The following is a 17,355-nucleotide window of genomic DNA, read 5'->3' as shown; positions in this document are numbered from 1 at the left end:
AGTGAGGCCGCGCGGGGGCACCCCGCGCGGCCTGCGAGGCGGAGAGCGGGCGCGCTGTTCAGCCAAGGTGATGGAGAAGGAAGCACGCCCAGGAGCCGCCTGTCCGGCACCTTACTCGGCTAGATCACGACATGCCGCCCATTTTCTCCCCATGCTGATCACAGCTCCGACCGCCGCCCGTGCGAGGGCTTCGTACGCCGTTCGCCGACCAGTTTTGACCGCTCGCCGTAAACCCGCTCCGGATGCGAAATACGGCATACCGTATGTGTTACCCGTATCTTCGTGGCAATCAGTACGAGGTTCGCGAGTCCCACAGGTTTCCTGAGTCGTTCCCGTACCGTGGCGGCGCCCACATGGAGCCGGTGGCTGGTGCCGCCCGCCGCCCTCTCCGTGCATCTGGCGATCGGGCAGGCGTACGCGTGGAGCGTGTTCAAACCGCCCCTCGAATCCTCCCTCGGCCTGTCGGGCACCCAGAGCGCCCTGCCGTTCCAGCTGGGCATCGTCATGCTCGGCCTGTCGGCGGCCTTCGGCGGCACGCTGGTCGAGCGCAACGGGCCACGCTGGGCGATGTTCGTCTCGATGGCCTGCTTCTCCTCCGGGTTCCTGCTGTCCGCGCTGGGCGTGGCCACGGGACAGTACTGGCTGGTGGTCCTCGGCTACGGTTTCGTGGGCGGGATCGGGCTGGGGATCGGCTACATCTCGCCGGTCTCCACGCTGATCAAGTGGTTCCCCGACCGGCCGGGCATGGCCACCGGCATCGCGATCATGGGGTTCGGCGGGGGAGCGCTCATCGCCTCGCCGTGGTCGGCGCAGATGCTCGGCACGTTCGGCACCGGCACGGGCGGGATCGCCACGACGTTGGTCGTGCACGGCGTCGTCTACGCCGTCTTCATGTCCATGGGCGTGCTGCTGGTGCGCGTTCCCGCCGACGGGTGGGCGCCGAAAGGGTGGCAACCGCGCGAGGCGGCCACGCGCCGGCTGGTCACCACCGCCGACGTCTCGGCGCGCAACGCCGTCCGCACCCCGCAGTTCTACCTGCTGTGGCTGGTGTTGTGCCTGAACGTCACCGCAGGGATCGGCATCCTGGAGAAGGCCGCGCCGATGATCGCCGACTTCTTCTCCGGCACCTCCACGCCCGTCGCGGCGGGAGGGGCGGCGGGCTTCGTCGCGCTGCTGTCGCTGGCGAACATGGCGGGGCGCTTCGGCTGGTCGTCCACCTCCGACCTGATCGGGCGCAAGAACATGTACCGCGTCTACCTGGGCGTGGGCGCGGTGCTCTATCTCGCGATCGCGCTGGCGGGCGACACCTCCAAGCCGCTGTTCATCATCTGCGCGCTGGGCATCCTGTCCTTCTACGGCGGCGGCTTCGCGACGGTCCCCGCGTACCTGAAGGACCTGTTCGGCACGTACGAGGTCGGGGCGATCCACGGCAGGCTGCTCACCGCCTGGTCCACTGCGGGCGTGCTCGGCCCGCTGATCATCAACGCGATCGCCGACGGGCAGGAGGCCGCGGGGCGGTCGGGACCCGCGCTCTACACCACGTCCCTCTACATCATGATCGGCCTGCTCGCGGTCGGCTTCGTCGCCAACGAGCTGATCCGGCCGGTGCACGAGAGGTACCACGAGCGGCCACGGCAGGAGAACGTGACGGAGAAGGGGCAGGCGGTATGACGGACACGACGGCCACGGCGGGCGCCGCGGACACGGCGAACCGGCGGACGGGACTGATGGTGCTGGCATGGGCGTGGGTGGGGGTGCCGTTCACGTACGGCGTCTACCAGCTGTTCCTCAAGCTCACCCAGCTCTTCTCCGGCTGAGCGGTCCCGGGACGCGCAGGCGTCCGGAGTCACACCCGCCCGACGCGCAGAGGCAGCGTCCGCGGCCCGCGGACCTGCCCCGTCGCCCAGGTCACCGCCGCCGGGTCGGCCAGGGTGAACTCCGGGATCCGCTCCAGCCACACCTCCAGGGCGACCCGCAACTCCATGCGCGCCAGGTGGGAGCCCACGCAGCGGTGGATGCCCAGGCCGAACGCGACATGCCGGTTGACCTCGCGGTCGATGACGACCTCGTCCGCCCGCTCGACGTGCGCCGGGTCACGGTTGGCCGCGGGGAACGACAGCAGCACCCAGTCGTCGGCCTTCATGTCGACGCCGCGCCAGTGCATGTCCTGCTTGACCAGCCGCGCCATCGTGACCGGCGCGTACGCCCGCAGGAACTCCTCCATCGCGGTCGGCAACAACTCCGGCTCGGCCACCAGGCGCTCCCGGTCGGCCGGCGTCTTCGCCAGATGCCACAGGGACGCGCCGATCGCGCTCCACGTCGTGTCGATGCCGGCGATGAGCAGCAGGGCCATCGTGCCGGACACGTGCGCCGGCTGCAGCTTCTGGCCGTACAGCTCCGCCTCGATGAGGTAGGTGGTCAGGTCGTCGCGCGGGTTGTCGAGGTGGTCGCGGATCTGCTCCAGCAGGTAGTCGAACAGCTCCCCCATGTGCGCCATGCGCTCCTCGGGCGGCAGGTTGACGCCTTCGAGCGAATGCTCGATGAACGCGCGGAAGCGGGGCCCGTCCTCCGGAGGGAAGCCCAGCATGTCGGCGATGACGCGTACCGGGATGTGCTGCGCGTACTCGCGGGCCGCGTCGACGTCCCCCCGGCCCTCTAAGGCGTCGATGAGCGAGTGGCAGTAGGCCCGCGTGGCCGCCTCCCGCCTGGCGACGGCGCTCTTGGTGAACGCGGGCAGCAGCAGCCTGCGCGCGTCGCGGTGGAACGGCGGGTCGGAGGAGATCGGGGGCACGCCGCCGACCGGCGCCAGGTCGAGCGGCGGCCGGTAGTTGCTCATGACGATCGCGCGCGAGGAGAAGTGCTCGGTGTCGTAGGCGATCGCGGCGACGTCCTCGTACCGCGTCGGCAGCCAGCCGCCGCCGAACCGCCCGGTGTGCGCGATCGGGCAGCCCTGCCGCAGCTCGTCCTGGATGGGGTACGGGTCGGCGGCCCACTCGGGCTCCAGATGGGAGAAGTCGGTCGTCCAGTCGGAGACGGGACCGGTGACGATCTCGCTGCGGGTGCCGACGAACTCGTCGTCCTGCCCGTCCCGGTAGTCCTGCGTGAAGCGCTCGTCAACGGCCATGTCAGGTCTCCTCGTGCGCGTCGATCGCCCTTTCGGGACAGTTGGCCACCGCCAGGCGCGCCGCCTCCTCCTCGCCCGGCGGAACGATGCCGTGGCCGAGAACCTGCCCGTAACCCTCGTCGTCCTCGCCGAACAGGCTCGGAGCCAGGTCGTAGCAGCGCCCGTGCCCCTGGCACCGTTCGGGGTTGATCTGTACTTTCACGGGGTCGACTCCTTCTTCTCTGTGATGCCCGCGGGGCCGAGGACCGTCACGACACGGGCGAGCAGCTCGGCCCACTCCTCGTCGGCGACCGCGTGCAGGTCCGGCGTGACCAGCACGCTGCCCATCGCCAGCAGGAGGCAGAAGTGCGCCAGCGCGTCGGGCGACAGCGCGGGATCGAGCTCGCCGTCGTCCTGGGCCCCGCGGACGAGCCCGGAGATCTGCCCGGCGCGTTCGCCGATGTAGTCGCGCATCGGCAGGGCGACGTCCTGGTCACGGGGGGCCGCGACGAGCGCCTCGACGATGAGCCGGCCACGGACGTCGGGCCTACGGGGGAGCCGGCGGCCGATGACGAGGAGCAGCTCCGTGACCGGCCGGTTCGGGTCGGCGGCCAGCAGGTCGGCGAGCATGCTGCGGCCGTGCGCGCGCAGGGCCGCCACGAGCAGGTCCGCCTTCGAACCGAAGTGCGCGTAGAGCGCGCCGTTGCTCACCCCGGCCGCGGCCGCGATGTCGGCGACGCGGGTGCCGTCGTATCCGCGCTCGGCGAAGGCGTCGGCGGCCGCGCGCAGCAGCCGCTCCCGTGTCTCCGCGGCGGTGACACCGGCGATGCGCCCCATATGCGAATTAAAAAGTCGTTCATTTCATTCGTCAAGGGCACCCGGCACCGGCGTGGCTGTCTGGCGTCGCTCAACCTGACAGTTCGGCGCGGTACTTGATAGTTGACCTGATAGTGAGAACTTAACGTGATAGTTGATCTTCCCCGGCGTCTCGCACTGGTGGCTGAGCCGCAGCCACTAAAGCGATGAAGCAAATGTCGCTCCCAGACAGGTCTCCACCGTTCGGAGCCACCGGTGAGAACCTTGCCCTGCCACATGACATCCGTTCATGAGCTAAGCGATCTTGACGAAAGGAACATGGTGAGCCAGCACTCCCTCCCAGGTCCAACTCAGAGACTCAGCTTCCGCGAGATGACTGGGGAAGACCTTGATGACATGGCGGCTCTTCTGGGCGACCCCGAGGTCATGCAGTACTACCCGCGGCCGAAGACACGTGAAGAAGCCTCGGGATGGATCGAAGGGAATCAGCGTCTCTACCGCAAGTACGGCCATGGATTGTGGCTGATCACACTCCGGGACACCGGCGAGTTCGTCGGCAACTGCGGCCTGACGCCGCAGGACGTCGAGGGGACCGTTCACATCGAGATCGGCTATCTGGTCCGAGCCGAGCTCCAAGGCAACGGCTACGCCACCGAGGCTGCGGCTGCCTGCCGTGACTACGCCCGGGACGTCCTTCACCTCGACAAGCTCATTGCGATCATCAATCCGGACAACGTGCCCTCTCAACGGGTGGCGGAGAAGCTCGGGCTCAGTCTGGAACGGCATGCGACCTATAACGAACGCCAGCAAAGGATCTACGTGGGGAATCTCTAGATCACAGCAACGGCGTCACGCAGCAGAGCGATCGCCACCCGCCCAACGGCGATCGTAGGGGCGACGAATATGCCAGGGGATCCAAGACGGATGCGGCGTCGCCACGGTCAGGAAACGTGATCTTCGGCTGGGTACTGTCAACTTCGATGACGCGAAGCCTGGTATTTCGACACTCGTCGAAATGGCAGTGCCGAGGTCAACCGCGGGCCCCACTGTCATGTTCGGTGGCTTTGGACAGCTGTTGTCTGGCGCGCTTGCAGATGTCAGAACGGCACGGGAGATGTCAGAGAACTGAACGGATGCCCGCCGTGGTCGATGGTCGAGGCGTTGGGGCTCGATCTACGGACGTCAGGTGACGTCCGTACACTGGCGTACGGCATCGTCGCGACGCCGGAGATGCGCAGGGCGATCGAGGCGGCTACAGGCGTGAGCTCCGAGGTCGCCGCGACACCGTCGCGTCCCTGCTCGGTCTGCCTCACTACACCCCGCCGCGCTACACCCTGGGCGAGGACTTCCTCACCATCTTCGACGGCGAGTACGTCTTCGAGAACGTGTCGCGACGCCACCGGCCTGCGCGCCCGCGCCATGATGCGCATGGCACTGTCCGGTCAAGGCGGCCAGTTCATCACCTACAGCTGGACCGGCACCACCGCCACCCGGCCCTGGCCCTGGCGCGCTGACACCGCGGCTATTTGCCCCCGCTGCCCGGCAGGACCCGACCCGATCTGGCGCATCTCCTGGCACCTGCTGCTCTGCGTGGTCTGCCCCCAGCATCGCGTCTGTCTGACCGGCTGGTACCCGACCTGCCACACCCGGATCAGCGTCGGCGACACCCCCTACCGGCGCGAATGCAACGGACCGTTCGGCCCTCAAGGGCGCATCATCGGCGCCCGCAACTGCCGCCGGCAACGCCCAACTCCCCAGCCAGCCGGTCGGAAGCGAGAGATCCGTGCATCCAGCAGGACCTCCTGGCCCGGCTACGCCGCCCCCGCGATGTCCCCATCGAACCCACCAAGGCGTTCTGGGACCTCTATGAGCTGCTGTTCCGCCTGGCGATCTATTTCGGCACCCCGGAGATGCTCCCCACCGGCACCGACGTCCACCTTGGGTGGACCTTCCACGACTGGCTGGCGAAGGATGACGCCCTTGGGAATCTGGCCCCTACCCGATGGGATAGCCGGGTGCTCCGAGCAGGCACTGCTGACCGGCGAGGGCTGGCGATCCCGCATGATCTCTCCCCCCGCCTTGATGCCAAGATCGAGCTGCGCTTTCCCCGGTGAAAGCGCGCCTACTTGTCAGTCGACCTCAGAAAGGTGACTCGATCGTGCTCGATGAGATCGTTACGCGCTACGCCGACATGCTGGAGGACCTCGGGTTGGACACCATCGCCTACACGGTGACGATGCCCCGCTCCGGCGTCCTCACCATCGAGGACGCGGTGAGGCGCATGGGACTCGATCCGGCCGCGTTGCGCGGTCCTGGGCAGCCGCACAGCTTGGGCAGTCTTTCCCTTCACCAAGTCGGCGCAGGCATCGTCACCCTGGACTGGATCAATCCGACAGAGGCGCGCCAGGAGGTGACTGACCGGCTGGCCGGCGAGGGCTTCCGGCACTGGCGCGTGACCTTGGACATGGCGTGCAACACCTCGATGTTTGTGCGTTACGGGCCTGACGAGGGCTGGGTTGAACATCCCGAACCGGCCAACCTGCCTTTCGCCCATTGGACTGGGTTTCTCGGCCCTCTGATCGGTTACGCCGACTTCTTCGCAAGCGGCTACGACAGCGAGGAGGCCGAGGCCGCAGTGGACATGCTCGTGGCCTGCTTAACCGTGGTCGAGCTGGAAAGCGGCGTCCGGCTGGATCACGGGTTGCTGGACGCTCCATCCGCAGCACTGTCGCTGCCTGACCAGGCTTCGCCGAGCCCGTCCGGCATCGAGCCATTTGACGAAATGTGAAGCCAAACGGCGGCGGTCCGAACGGCGCGACAGTTGGCCCTGCGTGTCCGCCTTGGTCAGGATCTGCCGTATGTCTGTGCCGCCGAGATCGCTGGGCCACAATGGCCCGCATGCCTACCATGCCCGAGGATCACGTCGAGACCGCACAGCCCTCCCCGATCAACGACTACGACAGGATGGCTGAGGGGTACGCGGCCGAGAACGAGACGAGCCTCCTGAACGCGTACTACGAGCGGCCCGCGATGCTGGAGCTTGCCGGGGACGTCACCGGAAGGCGCATCCTCGATGCCGGTTGCGGCGCGGGTCCCCTGTTCGCCGAGCTGCGCGATCGAGGCGCCATCGTGACCGGCGTCGACGCGAGTGCCGGGATGCTGGAGCAGGCCCGGCAGCGGCTGGGCGCCGACGCGGATCTGCAGGTCGCCGACCTGGCCGGCCCGCTGCCCTTTCCCGATGGCGCGTTCGACGACGTCGTCGCGTCGCTGGTGCTGCACTACCTGGAAGACTGGGGACCGACACTGGCCGAGTTGAGACGCGTGCTGAAGCCTGGTGGCAGACTCCTCGTCTCGGTCGACCATCCTTTCTCCGTCGCTCTCTTCCAGCACATGGCCGGGGAAAGGCCCACGTACTTCGAGACCCGCAGCCGGACCGACGAATGGGTCATGGGTGGGCAGACCGTCCGGATGAGGTTCTGGGACCGGCCGCTGCACGCGATGACCGAAGCCTTCACCGCGGCGGGCTTTCGCATCAGCGTCGTCAGCGAACCGCCCTTCGTGCCGGAAGCCCGCGAGCTGTTCCCCGATGAGCTCCGTGAGATCGAGCCCACCCGCACGAGGTTCCTGTGCTTCTTGTTCTTCGTTCTCGAAGCCGGCTAGGCGCCCCGTAACGGTCGATCGTCGTGACTGCGCGTTTCGGCGGACGATTCCCGCAACTCAAGCGCTCGTTCATCGGCGGTCGGGCCGCTCGTCACGGTGCCATGCTCTCGGCGAAGGCGGCCAGCTGGCGCGTGACCGAGCCCCAGCCGTCGGCGAAGCCGAGTTTCTCGTGGTGGGCACGGGATTCCGGGTCGCCGTGCCGGACGACGATCCGGTAGTCGGTGCCGTCGGGGTGGTCGCTCAGCGTGATCGTGGCGGTCATGGCGACGGGGGCGGGGGCGGCGGGGCGCCAGGCGCTGGTGACGGCGTTGGTGAACACGATCCGTTCGGGCTCGTCCACGGCGAGGAAGCAGGCGTCCAGGTGGGGGACGAACTCCGGCCCGCCGTCGCTCATCCGCGTCACGAACGCTCCTCCGGGCCGCGGGTCCAGGCGCTCCACCTGGCAGCGGGAGGGTGCGGGGAGCCACCACTGCTCCAGCTTGGACGGGTCGGTCCAGGCGCTCCACACGGTGGTGCGCGGGGCGCGGATGATCCGCTCCAGGCCGAGGTCGAGGTCGGGGTTCATGGCGTGTCCTCCTGCTGGTCGGTGACGAACTGTTCGAGGCGGTCTGTGCGTTCCCGCCAGATCCGGCGCTGCTCGCCGAGCCAGTCGTCGACGAGGGCGAGGCGTTCGCGGTTGAGCACGCAGGTGCGTACCCGGCCGGTCTTGGTCGTGCGGATGAGCCCGTTCGATTCGAGGGTCCGTACGTGCTTCATGAACGACGGGAGGGTGATGGGGAAGTCGCGGGCGAGGTCGCCGACGCTCGTGGGCCCGTGCCCGAGGCGCTGGACGACGGCGCGCCGGGTCGGGTCGGCGAGGGCGAGTAACACCCCGTCCAGCTGTGCCGAATACTGTGCCATGCGGCTAAGTATTGCGTGCCGTCATGGTTAGCGCAAGGGCTAAGTGTTCGCGCCGCCCGATGGAGCGGACCCCGGCCGGCCTCCTTCGCCGTTCCCGGCCGGCCGGTCAGGTGAAGCGCCTGCCCTCGTCGCGGCGGTAGGCCCAGGCGGCGGCGGCCACCATGGCGCCGGTCCAGACGGCCAGCATGACCAGCGGCACCACGCCCGGCCGGGCGCCGGCGATCGCCCACCAGATCAGCTCGGCCGCGCCCCTGGTGGGCACGTACGGCGAGACGGCCTGCACGAACCCCGGCAGGACCTGCGGCGGCAGCAGCAGCCCGCCGAGGATGGCCATGGGGAAGAACAGCAGCTGCGACACCGCCATGGCGGCCTTCGAGGCCAGCAGGAAGCCGACGCACAACCCCATCAGCATGAACGGCACCACGCCTGCGACCAGCGCGCCGATCCCCAGCAGCAGCCCGGCCGGCGTGATCGTGGCCTGCGTGAACAGCGCCGCCACCACCAGCACGGGGATCACCGAGAGCAGCATGACGACCAGCGTCGACAGGATCCGCCCGGCGAAGCGCGGGAACGGGCCCGCGGGCAGCGTGCGCAGGTACGGGTTCCACGGCAGGTCGCGATCCTGCGCGACCGCGCTGCTGAGCCCCATGAGCGCGGCCGACATGGCGCCGAAGAACATCAGCGAGCCCGTCGCCGTCGTCGCGGCCACGGGGTCCTGGCCCGCGAACGGCACCACGAACGCCACCATCGAGACGGCCGGGAAGAACGCGCTGGCCAGGATGGCGATCGGCACCCGGATCTGCTCGATCACGAGGTAGCGGGTGTGGGCGAGGACCAGGTTAGACATGTGCGGGCTCCTTCGAGGTGAGGGTGAGGAAGGCCTCCTCCAGCGTGGCCGGCCTGATCTCCAGGCCGGAGAACGGCACCCCGCTGCGTACCAGCTCCACGACGAGCCGGTCGGGGTCGTTGACGACCAGGTCGATCCGGTCGCCCGAGCGTTCGGCGCCGAGCACGCCCGGCAGGTGCGGCAGGTGCTCGGCGACGAGGGAGACGCGCCGGGTGCCCACCATGCCGCGTACGGCCCGCACGCCGTCGTCGGCCAGGACGCGGCCGTTGCCGACCACCAGGACCCGTTCGGCCAGGGCCTCGATCTCCTCCAGGTAGTGGCTGGTGAGCAGGACGGTGCCGCCCTCCTCGTGGAAGGACCTGATGCCCTCCCACAGCGCCCGCCTGGCCTCGACGTCCAGGCCGGTCGTCGGCTCGTCGAGGAACACCAGCCGCGGCCTGCCCGCGAACGCCAGCGCCACCGCCAGCCGCCGCCGCTGCCCGCCCGACAGGCCGCCGACCTGCCGCCTGACCAGGTCGCCGAGGCCGAACCTGTCGAGCAGTTCGCCTGTCCCGACGCTGTCGGGGAAGTGCGCGGAGACGAAGCCGGCGATCTCGCCGACGCGCAGCGACTCGGGCAGGCCCGTCTCCTGGGGGGTCATGCCGATGCCGCGCCGCATGGCCGGGTCCAGCGGCGAGCCGCCGAACAGCTCCACCGTGCCGGAGGTGGGCCGGCGCAGCCCCACGAAGAGGTTGATGAGGGTGGACTTGCCGGCGCCGTTCGGGCCGAGCAGGCCGACCACTTCCCCCGCTCTGATGTCGAGCGAGACGTGGTCGAGTGCGAGCACGTCGCCGTAGCGGCGGGTGGCGTCGATCGCCCTGGCGAGGACTGTCATGTCGGGTCTCCTGTGTCGTGGGGCCGGCAGGGGTGCGGTCATCGCCGTGGCAGGCCGGGAACGAGGACGGCGCCGACGATCAGGTGCAGCAGCACCAGCACCAGCGTCGAGGCGGCGCCGACGGCGCTGCCGAGCGGGCCGAGCAGGGACAGGGCGAGCACGGCCAGGGCGACGATCGTCCAGAGCCGGCCGGCCCGGGAGACGAACCGCTCGAGAACGGCCAGCAGCGCCCAGCCAGCCAGCCCGGCCACCAGGCTCGCCACCACGACCGCCGCCGGTCCGACCTGCTCGGCGCCGCCGCCCATCCGCGCGGTCAGCGCGATTCCGGCCACCGGGACCGCCAGGACCCAGCCTGCCAGGGCGGCCGCGGACGCGCCGATCACGGTGAGGATCCTTCTGACGGGGGTGTTCATGGAGGGGGCGGGGTGCACGGGGGCGTTCGGGGAGGTGTTCATGTCGGTCAGCCTCTCCCGCCGGCCCGGTCCGCCACATCGGGCGCGCGGTCGCGCCGTGCCCTTCCCCGGTGGGGAGCGGCTCCGACTTTGGTAGGGGATGGGCCTGTCACCTGCACCGATGGCGTGACGGACGAGACGCGTCCGGGCAAGGCATGAAAAAGTGCGATGATGACCACGTCGAACCAGCCGGCGGAAACGACCTGGCCGCGCTTACGGGTCGGTGACCACGTCGCCCTCGTCTCTCCGGCCGGCTTCCCCGACCTCGCCGCGGTCGAAGACCTCACCCGGCTGCGTCGATGTTCTTCGCGACCGGATCGTCCCGCTCGGCATCCCCGTGCTCGGGGGCCTCGAACTCGGGCACGGCCCGGATCCCCGCGCCGTCCCGCTGGGCACGGTGGCCGACCTCGACACCGGCAGCGGCACCCTCACGGTGCGCCCGCCCGCGCGCTGACGTCCGACGTGGGGCACAAGGACGGGTCCCCCGGGGGGTGCGCGATCAGGAGCGCGTGAGGCGGGCGGCCACCTCGAACAGCAGCCTCTCCCGTCCGGGGCGGCAGACGAGCTGGACCCCGACCGGCAGGCCGTCCACCAGTCCGGTCATCGGGCCGGTCATCTGGTCGGCCGGTACGGTCAGCGCGGGCAGGCCGAGCACGTTCCACGGGCTCGTGTACGCCAGCAGGGCGGCCCTGACGGTGACCTTCTCGCCGTCGAGCACGATCTCGCGCCGGTCGATCGGGGGCGCGGTGATCGGCACGGCCGGCAACGCGAGCACGTCGTGGCGGCCGAACAGCTCCCCGACCGTCCGGGCCAGGCGCTCGCGGGCGGCCATGGCGCGTACGTACCGCCAGCCGGGCGTCTCGGCGGCGGCCCGCAGGCGGTCGAGCACTTCGGCGTCGAACAGCTCGGGCGCCTCGGCGAGGCGCTCGGCGTGCACGGCGGCCGCCTCGCACCCCTGGATCGTCGTGTACGTCTCCCACAGCTCGCCGCCGACGCCGACGGCGAGCCGGACCTCCTCCTCAGCCCCCGACGCCGCCCGCGCCGCGCGCACGACGCGCGCGTCCCCGGGGAACAGCCCGGCCGGATCGAGCCACGCCACCCGCACCCGGCCGGCGTCCGGTCCCACGTTCTGCCCTGTGTCCAGCCCTGTGTCCAGCCCGGAGCCCGGTCCCGTGCCAGTTTCGGCCTCATGTCCGGTCAGAGCGCGGTAGGCCAGCAGGCAGTCGCGGGCGTCGGCGGCGAGGACGCCGACGTGGTCGAACGTGCGCGACAGGGGGAAGACGCCGTCCGAGGGGATGGCGTCGTACGCGGGCTTGAACCCGGCGATCCCGCACAGCGCGGACGGGATGCGGACGGAGCCGCCCGTGTCGGTGCCGAGCGCGAGCGGGACCATGCCCGCCGCCACCGCGGCCGCGCTGCCGCCGCTGGAGCCGCCCGACATGCGCGCGGGATCCCAGGGGTTGCGGGAGGGCCCGGTGGCCGAGCGGTCGCCCGTGGGGCCGTAGGCGAACTCGTGGGTCGTGGTCATGCCGATGATGACGGCGCCGGCCTGGCGGAGCCGCGTCACGCAGGCCGCGTCCTGGCCGGGGACATGTCCGGAGAAGTGCCGCGACCCCATGGTCGCGGGCAGGCCCGCGACCATGATGAGGTCTTTCACGCCGACCGGGATGCCGTGCAGCGGGCCCCGATCGGCGCCCTCGGCCAGCTCGCCGTCGGCCCGCCGGGCGGCTTCCAGCGCCCCGGCGGCGTCGACGGTGACGAACGCGTTGAGCGCCGGGTCGAGGCCGGCCACGGCGTCGAGCGCCTGGCGGGCCAGCTCGGTCGCGGTGGTGCGTCCCTCGCGCAGGTCCTGACCGAGCGCGGCCACGGTGCGCCCGGCGAACGGTCCGGTCCTGATGGGCTCTGGGGGTGTCGGCATGCATCCCTTTGTACGGCATCCCGCCCGCCTCCCGCCGGGCACCCCCCGCGCCCGGGCTAGGACCGGCGGGTGGCGCTCAGGCGGTGGGCGAGGCGGTCGAGGCTGAGGTTGATGAGGATGAAGATGGCCGCGATGAGGATCGCCGCCGGGATGACGTTGGAGAAGTTGGCCGCGATCCCGTTCAGGCCCCGGTCCACCAGCTCGTCATAGCCGACGATCAGCCCGAGCGCCGAATCCTTCAGCAGCACCACGAACTGGCTGACCAGGGCCGGCATCATGGCCCGCAGCGCCTGCGGCAGCAGGACGAGCCGCATCACCTGCCCCTTGCGCATGCCCATCGCGTACGCCGCCTCCCGCTGGCCGCGCGGCAGGCTCTGCACCCCGGCCCGGATGATCTCCGCGATCACCGACCCGTTGTAGAGGGTGAGTCCGAAGACGACGGCGCTGAAGGCGGAGATGTTCGTGCCCAGCAGCGCGAACGACCCGAAGAAGGCGAAGAAGATGAGCAGGAGCAGCGGGACGGACCTGAAGAACTCCACCACGGCGGCCGCGGGCACCCGGATCCACCGGTGGTCGGACATCCGGGCGGTGGCGAACACGATCCCGAACAGCCCGGCCAGCACCACTCCGGTCACGGCCGCGGCCAGCGTCCCGGCCAGGCCGGGCAGGATGAACGTGGCCCAGACGTCGCCGCGCAGCAGCGGGGCCCACTTGTCGGCGGCCCACTGGTCCTTCTCGTCGAAGCGCACGAAGACGAAGTAGGCCACCGCCAGCAGCACGATCGCCACGCCCGCGGCCAATGTCCGGTTGCGCCGGATCCCGCGCGGCCCGGGGGGCTCGTAGAGGTTCGCGTACGTCATCGCGCCACCGCCATCCGCCGCGACAACCAGCCGAACGCCAGGCCCATGGGCAGGCAGAGCAGCACGAATCCGGCGGCGAAGCCGAAGAAGATCTCGATCACCTGGTCCCCGTACGTCTCGATCATCTCGCGCATCCGCACGGACGCCTCGCTCACGCCCACCACCAGCGCGATCGTGGTGTTCTTGGTCAGCGCGATCATGATGCTGCCCAGCGGCGCCACGACGGAGCGGAACGCCTGCGGCAGCGTGATGAGCCCGAGCGTCTTGACGAAGCCGAGCCCCAGCGACCTGGCGGCCTCGGCCTGGCCGACCGGCACCGTGTTGAGCCCGGAGCGCAGGGCCTCGCAGACGAACGCCGAGGTGTAGGCGGTCAGCCCGATGACGGCGAGCCAGAAGTTGTTGGTCGCGATGTCGTCGGACAGCTCCACACCGAGGTTCGCGCCGACGCCGAGCCCGGTGAAGAGCAGCACCAGGGTGAGCGGCGTGTTGCGGGCCACGGACACGTAGACGCTCGCGGCGCCGCGCAGGGAGGCGAGCGGCGCCACCCGCATGGCCGTCAGCAGCACCCCCAGCACGAGGGAGCCGAGCGCGCTGACGGCCGTCAGCCGTACCGTCATCCAGAACGCGGCGAAGACGGTGTCGCCCTCGATCAGCAGCGCGTCCATGGGATCAGTACCGCTCCAGCTTCGGGGCCTCCGGCAGGGTGAAGCCCGAGGAGCCGACGCTGGCCTGCAGCGCCTTCGTCCAGCTCCCGTCGGAGAACATCTTCTCCAGCGCGTCGTTGACCGCCTTGCGCCCGGCCGTGTCGTCCTTCTTCAGCCCGATGCCGTACTTCTCGGTGCTGAACGGCTTGCCGACCACCTTGAGCTTGCCGCCGTGCTGGGCGGCGTAGCCGGCGAGGATCACGTCGTCGGTGGTGATGGCGTCGAGCTGGCCGCCGAGGACGCGGTCCACGCACGCCGAGTACGTCCGCTCCTCCTGCAGCTGCACCTCCTTGGCGTACTCCGACTTGACCTTCTGCGCCGGGGTGGAGCCGGCGACGGAGCACAACTTCTTGCCGTTGAGCGCCTCCGGCCCGGTCAGCGCCGCGTCGGCGGCCCGCACCAGCAGGTCCTGCCCGGCCACGAAGTACGGTCCGGCGAAGGACACCTTCTGCTTCCTGGCGTCGGTGATGGAGTACGTGGCCACCACCATGTCCACCTGGCCCTGCTCGATGAACGCCTCCCGGTTGGCGGAGACGGTCTCCTTCCAGGTGATGTCCTTCGCCTCGACCCCGAGCTGCTTGGCGACGTACGTGGCGACCTCGATGTCGAATCCGGAGAAGTCGCCGTTGGGGGTGCGCAGCCCGAGCCCGGGCTGGTCCGCCTTCACGCCGATGACCAGCTTCTTGGCGTTCTTGGCCTTGTCCACGACGGAGGCGTAGCTCTCCTGGCCGCCGCCGCAGGCGGTGGCCAGCGTGACGACGGCGAAAACGGCATAGAGGGATCTGCCGAACATGACACTCCTTAGTGCGTGAGGATCTTGGCGAGGAAGGACTGGGCGCGCTCGCTGCTCGGGGCGCCGAAGAAACCGTCGGGGGTGTCCTGCTCGACGATCTCGCCGTCGGCCATGAACACCACGCGGTCGGCCGCGCGCCTGGCGAAGCCCATCTCGTGGGTGACGACGACCATGGTCATGCCGTCGCGCGCCAGCGCCGTCATCACCTCGAGCACCTCGTTGACCATCTCCGGGTCGAGCGCCGAGGTGGGCTCGTCGAAGAGGATCACCTTGGGGTCCATGGCCAGCGCCCTGGCGATGGCCACCCGCTGCTGCTGCCCGCCGGAGAGCTGGGCGGGGAACTTGGCCGCCTGGCCGCCGATGCCGACCCGGTCGAGCAGCTCCCGGGCCTTGCGCACGGCCTCGTCCTTGGGCCGCCTGAGCACGTGGACCTGCCCGAGGACGACGTTGTCCAGGACGGTCTTGTGCGCGAACAGGTTGAAGGACTGGAAGACCATGCCCACTTCGGCGCGGAGCCGGGCGAGCTGCCGCCCTTCGGCGGGCAGCGGGGTCCCGTCCACGCTGATCACGCCGGAGTCGATGGTCTCCAGCCGGTTGATCGCGCGGCACAGGGTCGATTTGCCCGCCCCGGACGGGCCGATGATCACTACGACCTCGCCCTGCTTGACGGTCAGGTTCACGTCCCTGAGCACATGGTGCTCGCCGTAGCGCTTGTTGACCTGGTCCAGGACGATCAGGTCCGCCTGGGTCATGCGTCACGCTCCTCGTGTCGGTCAGCGTTGGCGTAACCGTAGGAGGCGCGTGTTCCGCGCAGAGGCTTGTGAGCGTTCTGCTCAGCGATTAGCGGGTTTCGACGACTCCGAGGTGGCGCCGGAGACCCCGATGGTGGACATGAAGGCGCGGTCCCACTGCCCGTCACGCAGCCAGCGCGTGATCAGCCCGTTGAGGTAGTCGCGGAACACGGTGTCCTGCTTGCGGACCCCCATCCCGTACGGCTCGCGCCCGAACGGCTTGCCCACGAGCCGCAGCGTGTCGGGATGCTGGGCCATCAGCCCGTGCAGGATGGTGTCGTCGGTGCTGACCGCGTCGATGCGCCCGGAGATGAGCGCCGGCACGCACACGCTGTAGACGTCGACGATCTCGAGGTCGGCGCCGGGCAGGAGGGTGCGCAGCCGCTCGACGGACGTGGAGCCCTTGGCCGTGCAGACCCGCTTGCCGTCGAGGTCGGACACCTCGCGGATGGTGGAGTCGCCGGACCTGACCAGCATGTCCTGCCCGGCGTAGTAGTACGGGTCGGTGAAGGTGACCAGCTCGGCCCGGGCCGGCGTGATCGAGTACGTGGCGATGACGAGGTCCACGACCTCCTGCTTGAGGAAGTTCTCCCGCTCGCGTGACACGGTCTCGACGAAGCGGATGTTGCGCTCGCTGCCGGTGAGGTCCTTGGCCACCAGCCGGGCGATCTCCGCGTCGAAGCCGGTGATCCGGCCGCTGGCCGGGTCCTTGTAGCCGAACAGCGGCTGGTCGAACTTGATGCCCACGGTGAGGACGCCGCGATCCCTGATCCGCTTCATGGTGGAGCCGTCGGGGAACGGGCTCGCCTCGCCGCAACCTGCGGCCAGCAGGCATAACAGCACGGCGAGCAGCGCCCTGAGCGCGGTCACCGTACGCGGTACCGGTGCTGCGGGCGGCCGGTGGGGCCGTATCTCGGCCGTCCCTCCACCAGGCCGCGCTCGGCCAGGTGCTCCAGATAGCGGCGGGCGGTGGCCCGGCTGACGCCGATCAGCTCGCCGAGCTCGTGCGCGGAGGCGTCCTCGTCGACGCCGGCCAGCGCGTCGAGCACCGCCTGCTCGGTGGCGGCGGAGATGCTCTTGGGCCGGGCCCCCTGGTCGAGGTGGAGCGAGCGGAAGATCCGGTCGATCTCCTGCTGCTCGGCGAAGCGGCCACCCGACTCCAGCTGCGCGACCGTCGCCGCGTACCGCAGCAGCGTCTGCTCCAGCGTGCCCGCCCGGGTCGGCTTGACGAGGTAGTACAGGGCCCCGCGCTGGATGGCCGCGCGGACCGTGGCGGACTCCTTGCGGCCGGAGATCACGATGACGTCGGCGGGCGGCTGGTCGGGCCGGCGCAGCCGGTGCGCCACTTCGAGCCCCGGCAGGTCCGGCAGGTGCAGGTCGAGCAGGACCAGCCGGGGCGCGAAGCGGGCGGCGGCGGCGAGCGCCGCGTGCCCGCTGTGGGCGATGCCCACCACCCTGAAGCCCAGGACCCGGTTCACCTGCGCGTGCAGTGCCGCGGTGACGACCGGATCGTCGTCCACGATGAGAACGGTGATGTCCCTGGGCTCAGGCATCGCCACGCTCCTCGTCCTGCTGTTAGGGGGTTCTAGCAGCTTAGGGGGCTTTTATCACAAAAGATCGACTTTTGCTCTTTCTGC

The 17,355-nt window shown here is 70.0% G+C and carries 23 protein-coding genes; 7 read left to right on the top strand and 16 right to left on the bottom strand.

Annotation, left to right across the window (positions count from 1 at the left end; translation table 11 throughout):
* Positions 1-369 precede the first annotated feature (369 nt).
* Positions 370-1,671 carry an OFA family MFS transporter gene (locus ACTWPV_RS34355; RefSeq protein ID WP_443154947.1) on the top strand — a complete coding sequence of 434 codons (1,302 nt, stop codon included), beginning with the start codon at positions 370-372 and terminating at the stop codon, positions 1,669-1,671.
* Positions 1,668-1,817, top strand: a complete 150-nt coding sequence (locus tag ACTWPV_RS34350; protein ID WP_347647477.1) for an MFS transporter small subunit — start codon at positions 1,668-1,670, stop codon at positions 1,815-1,817. The genes ACTWPV_RS34355 and ACTWPV_RS34350 overlap by 4 nt, the downstream gene beginning before the upstream one ends.
* A gap of 29 nt (positions 1,818-1,846) precedes the next feature.
* Here ACTWPV_RS34350 and ACTWPV_RS34345 read toward each other — a convergent pair whose 3' ends face one another.
* Genes ACTWPV_RS34345 through ACTWPV_RS34335 form a run of 3 tightly spaced genes read right to left on the bottom strand, consistent with a single transcriptional unit; the run spans position 1,847 to position 3,940 of the window.
* Complete coding sequence (locus tag ACTWPV_RS34345) at positions 1,847-3,124, bottom strand: cytochrome P450 (RefSeq protein ID WP_443154946.1); 1,278 nt, start codon at positions 3,122-3,124, stop codon at positions 1,847-1,849.
* A 1-nt stretch (position 3,125) separates the two neighbouring features.
* Positions 3,126-3,326 (bottom strand): ferredoxin, encoded by a 201-nt coding sequence (locus ACTWPV_RS34340; RefSeq protein WP_347647479.1) that lies wholly within the window; start codon positions 3,324-3,326, stop codon positions 3,126-3,128.
* A complete protein-coding gene (locus ACTWPV_RS34335) occupies positions 3,323-3,940 on the bottom strand; it encodes a TetR/AcrR family transcriptional regulator (protein ID WP_347647480.1) in 618 nt (205 codons plus the stop codon). The genes ACTWPV_RS34340 and ACTWPV_RS34335 overlap by 4 nt, the downstream gene beginning before the upstream one ends.
* A gap of 255 nt (positions 3,941-4,195) precedes the next feature.
* Here ACTWPV_RS34335 and ACTWPV_RS34330 point away from each other — a divergent pair, with 255 nt between their 5' ends.
* Positions 4,196-4,753 carry a GNAT family N-acetyltransferase gene (locus tag ACTWPV_RS34330; protein ID WP_443155103.1) on the top strand — a complete coding sequence of 186 codons (558 nt, stop codon included), beginning with the start codon at positions 4,196-4,198 and terminating at the stop codon, positions 4,751-4,753.
* A gap of 263 nt (positions 4,754-5,016) precedes the next feature.
* Here ACTWPV_RS34330 and ACTWPV_RS34325 read toward each other — a convergent pair whose 3' ends face one another.
* On the bottom strand, positions 5,017-5,349 hold the full coding sequence (locus tag ACTWPV_RS34325; RefSeq protein ID WP_443154945.1) for a hypothetical protein: 333 nt from the start codon (positions 5,347-5,349) through the stop codon (positions 5,017-5,019).
* Between the two features lie 252 nt (positions 5,350-5,601).
* On the opposite strand from ACTWPV_RS34325, the gene ACTWPV_RS34320 reads away from it, so the two are divergent.
* The 3 genes from ACTWPV_RS34320 (at position 5,602) to ACTWPV_RS34310 (ending at position 7,579) form a co-directional block, all read left to right on the top strand.
* Positions 5,602-6,033 carry a hypothetical protein gene (locus tag ACTWPV_RS34320; protein ID WP_443154944.1) on the top strand — a complete coding sequence of 144 codons (432 nt, stop codon included), beginning with the start codon at positions 5,602-5,604 and terminating at the stop codon, positions 6,031-6,033.
* A gap of 44 nt (positions 6,034-6,077) precedes the next feature.
* Positions 6,078-6,707: a hypothetical protein gene (locus ACTWPV_RS34315; RefSeq protein ID WP_443154943.1), complete on the top strand. Its 630-nt coding sequence runs from the start codon at positions 6,078-6,080 to the stop codon at positions 6,705-6,707.
* A gap of 101 nt (positions 6,708-6,808) precedes the next feature.
* Positions 6,809-7,579, top strand: a complete 771-nt coding sequence (locus ACTWPV_RS34310; RefSeq protein WP_443154942.1) for a class I SAM-dependent methyltransferase — start codon at positions 6,809-6,811, stop codon at positions 7,577-7,579.
* Between the two features lie 91 nt (positions 7,580-7,670).
* Here ACTWPV_RS34310 and ACTWPV_RS34305 read toward each other — a convergent pair whose 3' ends face one another.
* The 5 genes from ACTWPV_RS34305 to ACTWPV_RS34285 all read right to left on the bottom strand — a co-directional run bounded on the left by ACTWPV_RS34305 (position 7,671) and on the right by ACTWPV_RS34285 (position 10,655).
* Positions 7,671-8,144, bottom strand: coding sequence for an SRPBCC domain-containing protein (locus tag ACTWPV_RS34305; RefSeq protein WP_443154941.1), 474 nt, complete (start codon positions 8,142-8,144; stop codon positions 7,671-7,673).
* The gene (locus ACTWPV_RS34300) at positions 8,141-8,479 is read right to left on the bottom strand and encodes an ArsR/SmtB family transcription factor (RefSeq protein WP_443154940.1); all 339 of its coding nucleotides are present in this window, start codon (positions 8,477-8,479) and stop codon (positions 8,141-8,143) included. Before ACTWPV_RS34300 ends, ACTWPV_RS34305 begins: the two co-directional genes overlap by 4 nt.
* Before the next feature lie 106 nt (positions 8,480-8,585).
* Positions 8,586-9,326, bottom strand: coding sequence for an ABC transporter permease (locus tag ACTWPV_RS34295; protein WP_443154939.1), 741 nt, complete (start codon positions 9,324-9,326; stop codon positions 8,586-8,588).
* Positions 9,319-10,200, bottom strand: coding sequence for an ABC transporter ATP-binding protein (locus ACTWPV_RS34290; RefSeq protein ID WP_443154938.1), 882 nt, complete (start codon positions 10,198-10,200; stop codon positions 9,319-9,321). Before ACTWPV_RS34290 ends, ACTWPV_RS34295 begins: the two co-directional genes overlap by 8 nt.
* A 38-nt stretch (positions 10,201-10,238) precedes the next feature.
* Positions 10,239-10,655 carry a DUF6069 family protein gene (locus ACTWPV_RS34285; protein WP_443154937.1) on the bottom strand — a complete coding sequence of 139 codons (417 nt, stop codon included), beginning with the start codon at positions 10,653-10,655 and terminating at the stop codon, positions 10,239-10,241.
* Between the two features lie 220 nt (positions 10,656-10,875).
* Between ACTWPV_RS34285 and ACTWPV_RS34280 the strand changes: the two genes are divergently transcribed.
* Entirely contained in the window at positions 10,876-11,106 is a 231-nt protein-coding gene (locus ACTWPV_RS34280; protein WP_443154936.1) for a hypothetical protein, read from the top strand.
* Between the two features lie 45 nt (positions 11,107-11,151).
* Here the strand turns inward: ACTWPV_RS34280 and ACTWPV_RS34275 are convergent, their stop codons facing one another.
* The 7 genes from ACTWPV_RS34275 to ACTWPV_RS34245 all read right to left on the bottom strand — a co-directional run bounded on the left by ACTWPV_RS34275 (position 11,152) and on the right by ACTWPV_RS34245 (position 17,271).
* The gene (locus ACTWPV_RS34275) at positions 11,152-12,570 is read right to left on the bottom strand and encodes an amidase (RefSeq protein ID WP_443154935.1); all 1,419 of its coding nucleotides are present in this window, start codon (positions 12,568-12,570) and stop codon (positions 11,152-11,154) included.
* Positions 12,571-12,626: 56 nt separating this feature from the next.
* Positions 12,627-13,430 carry an amino acid ABC transporter permease gene (locus ACTWPV_RS34270; RefSeq protein ID WP_443154934.1) on the bottom strand — a complete coding sequence of 268 codons (804 nt, stop codon included), beginning with the start codon at positions 13,428-13,430 and terminating at the stop codon, positions 12,627-12,629.
* Positions 13,427-14,095 (bottom strand): amino acid ABC transporter permease, encoded by a 669-nt coding sequence (locus ACTWPV_RS34265; RefSeq protein WP_347647493.1) that lies wholly within the window; start codon positions 14,093-14,095, stop codon positions 13,427-13,429. Before ACTWPV_RS34265 ends, ACTWPV_RS34270 begins: the two co-directional genes overlap by 4 nt.
* Positions 14,096-14,099: 4 nt before the next feature.
* Positions 14,100-14,927 (bottom strand): glutamate ABC transporter substrate-binding protein, encoded by an 828-nt coding sequence (locus ACTWPV_RS34260; RefSeq protein WP_347647494.1) that lies wholly within the window; start codon positions 14,925-14,927, stop codon positions 14,100-14,102.
* Between the two features lie 8 nt (positions 14,928-14,935).
* Positions 14,936-15,679, bottom strand: coding sequence for an amino acid ABC transporter ATP-binding protein (locus ACTWPV_RS34255; protein ID WP_443154933.1), 744 nt, complete (start codon positions 15,677-15,679; stop codon positions 14,936-14,938).
* 81 nt (positions 15,680-15,760) lie between these two features.
* Positions 15,761-16,588 carry a glutamate ABC transporter substrate-binding protein gene (locus ACTWPV_RS34250; protein ID WP_347647496.1) on the bottom strand — a complete coding sequence of 276 codons (828 nt, stop codon included), beginning with the start codon at positions 16,586-16,588 and terminating at the stop codon, positions 15,761-15,763.
* Positions 16,585-17,271, bottom strand: coding sequence for a response regulator (locus ACTWPV_RS34245; protein WP_132606428.1), 687 nt, complete (start codon positions 17,269-17,271; stop codon positions 16,585-16,587). The genes ACTWPV_RS34250 and ACTWPV_RS34245 overlap by 4 nt, the downstream gene beginning before the upstream one ends.
* Between the last annotated feature and the right edge of the window lie 84 nt (positions 17,272-17,355).

It is taken from the genome of Nonomuraea sp. KM88 (assembly GCF_052245635.1).
In the GTDB taxonomy this organism is placed as follows: Bacteria; Actinomycetota; Actinomycetes; order Streptosporangiales; family Streptosporangiaceae; genus Nonomuraea.
The sequence above is the reverse complement of the archived record's forward strand: the minus strand, read 5'-3'. Positions and strand labels throughout refer to the sequence as shown.